Annotated in this window: 3 protein-coding genes; 2 read left to right on the forward strand and 1 reads right to left on the reverse strand. The window is 52.9% G+C overall.

All coding sequences use genetic code 11. The features are described from left to right. The first annotated feature begins 31 nt into the window (after positions 1 to 31). On the forward strand, positions 32 to 814 hold the full coding sequence (locus A11A3_RS17045) for a hypothetical protein (protein ID WP_008930577.1): 783 nt from the start codon (positions 32 to 34) through the stop codon (positions 812 to 814). Then, positions 807 to 1,997, forward strand: coding sequence for a GIY-YIG nuclease family protein (locus A11A3_RS17050; protein ID WP_008930578.1), 1,191 nt, complete (start codon positions 807 to 809; stop codon positions 1,995 to 1,997). The genes A11A3_RS17045 and A11A3_RS17050 overlap by 8 nt, the downstream gene beginning before the upstream one ends. A 3-nt stretch (positions 1,998 to 2,000) precedes the next feature. Here A11A3_RS17050 and A11A3_RS17055 read toward each other — a convergent pair whose 3' ends face one another. Beyond that, the gene (locus A11A3_RS17055) at positions 2,001 to 2,423 is read right to left on the reverse strand and encodes a DUF3293 domain-containing protein (RefSeq protein WP_008930579.1); all 423 of its coding nucleotides are present in this window, start codon (positions 2,421 to 2,423) and stop codon (positions 2,001 to 2,003) included. Between the last annotated feature and the right edge of the window lie 56 nt (positions 2,424 to 2,479).

Genomic DNA, 2,479 nt, shown 5'->3' on the forward strand with positions numbered 1-2,479 from the left:
GACGGTGGCCTAAAACACTTGACCACTACAGTTGGCTCCGCGCTTTGAGTTCAAGCCGAAAAACCCCACCAGTGGCCCGCAGGAGGGCTTTGATTACGGTGAAGGTGGCTACGACCCGAAAAAATGCAATGTGGGCGTTAACGAGGAAACCGGGCAGTTCCAGATTGAAATCAAAGGGCTGGCTGAACCCAAAAGTGAAGAGGCTACCCGTATCTGTCAGCAAGACCTGAATGAGGTGATTGCCAGCTTTGTCCAGGACAAGCCAACTGTGGAGAAGGGCTTGTTTGACGAAGAAACCATCCCGGAGGAGCTTACTCAGGTGCGCATGGGCAAAATCATCAAGGAGAAATACCCTGAACTTGATGAGGCGGACCAGGAAGCTGTTCGCCAGCATGCCATTGCAGCGTTGAACCTTACACAGCAGGCCAAGAAAGAGCTTACAGGGGGCGGCGGAGACGAGAGCGGTGGTATCAAGCCGAACACCGCCCTGATTGCCGGTGTTCGTAAATTCGCCATGGATGTGCGCGAGCTGGATATTGATCTGATTGACCGAATCAACCCTTTCAGTGAAGCCTACGCGATTCTGGCCAAGACCATGAGCGAGGACAGCTTGAAGCAGGTGGCTGCGGCAATTTCGGCCAAGCGTATCAGTCTAACGCCGGAAGAAGCCCGTGACTTGGCCAGGCGCGCACTGAAGTTCAAGCAAGAGCGTGGCCGTTTGCCGGATCTCGCTGCATCCGATCCCTGGGAAAGACGTATGGCTGAAGGCGTGGCCTTCCTTGCCCGCATGAAAGCGGAGGCCAACAATGGCTAGAAATGCTAAGGGTTTTACCGAAGATGATGATGCGTTACTGGCTGAGCTGGGAGTCGAAGTCGAGGCCAAGAAAGCCAGGAAGCTGACTCCGCGCGAAGAAAGAATTATTGCGGGTTTCGAGGAAATCCAGCGCTTTGTCGAGCAACATGGCAGTCATCCCCAGCATGGTGAGGACAAGGATATCTTCGAGCGCCTGTATGCCGTGCGGCTGGACCGCCTTCGCGCATTGGAGGAGTGCCAGGAGTTGCTTTCGTCGCTGGATCATCAGGGGCTATTGAGTGGGGCTTCTGCAGGCCCGGCAGAACCGGCAGAGACGATGAGTGATGATGAGCTCCTTGCCGAATTGGAGGTGGCAGCAACATCCGATGACATTAGTGAGCTGCGTCACGTTCGCTCAAGCGCTGAAAAACGGGCCGCCGAGGAAATCGCAAACAGAGAGCGATGTGAAGACTTTGCCACCTTTAAACCCCTGTTTGAGCTGGTGGAAAGCGAGCTTAAAAGCGGGCAGAGGACAACGCGCCGATTCGGCAAAAATGCCACCATCGAGTTGCATCAGTGGTTCATTCTTGATGGACAAACTGCCTATGTGGCCGATGTGGGTGAAGATTTTGATTCACCGCAGGGGAAGAAGGATGCGCGTCTTCGCGTGATTTTTTCTAATGGCACGGAAAGCAATTTGCTGCGCCTTTCGCTGGTGCGCGCCTTGTACAAGGATGAAACCAGCCGCCGTATCACTGAGCCAGATGCCGGGCCACTGTTTGGGAGCACCTTAGAGGAAGATGACCTCGAAAGCGGCACCATTTATGTGCTACGCAGTCACTCCAAACACCCCTTCGTTTCTGAGCATAGGGAGCTGATCCACAAGATCGGGGTCACCGGTGGAAAGGTGGAATCGCGTATCGCCAATGCAGCACGCGATGCAACTTATCTACTTGCTGATGTTGAAGTGGTGGCCAGTTACAAGTTGGCGGGCGTTAACCGTATAAAGCTAGAAAAAATGCTTCATCAGATCTTCGCGGCAGCTCAAATCGAACTCACCATAAATGACCGCTTTGGCCACCCTGTGAAGCCAAAAGAGTGGTTTCTTGTGCCTTTGCATGTCATTGATGAGGCGGTAGCGCTAATAATAAATGGTTCAATCACTGAATTGAGATATGACCCTGAGCAGGCCGCCCTCGTTTAGGAGTTATGGATGGCAGAGGCATAATTTGCTCGCTCTGCCTTTTTCATGAGTAATGACAGCATTCTGCTGAAAGCGAGTGCCCCATAAAATGCCTTCTTCCTCTGTCATCCCAAGTGCGCAGAATGACTGTTCTGGCTCCCAGTCTCCAGTTGGGTCAACCCCGGCTGCGGGCAACAGAACGAATCCCGCATTCCTCATTTGGTCTTCCATGATACGTTGAGCTTCCTCGTTCTCCTCCCGAGACCGAGGCTCGCTCCATGGATTCCATGCGGTGATAACGACGGAAGTTGCAGCGTCTCGACTCTGCAAGAATTTATCAAACTCCGGGTTTGTCTGGTCAGCCCTCAGAACGATGTTGGCTTCCGGCGTCTGCACTTCAAAATCGGTCGATTTGTATGCTGCGATAAGTTCGGGTGTGATCGTCATGCTGCTTTCTCTATGTGATTATTAGGGGTAAGCGGATTAAATGGTTGATCTTACCT

This window comes from Alcanivorax hongdengensis A-11-3 (genome assembly GCF_000300995.1).
Taxonomy (GTDB): Bacteria; Pseudomonadota; Gammaproteobacteria; order Pseudomonadales; family Alcanivoracaceae; genus Alcanivorax; species Alcanivorax hongdengensis.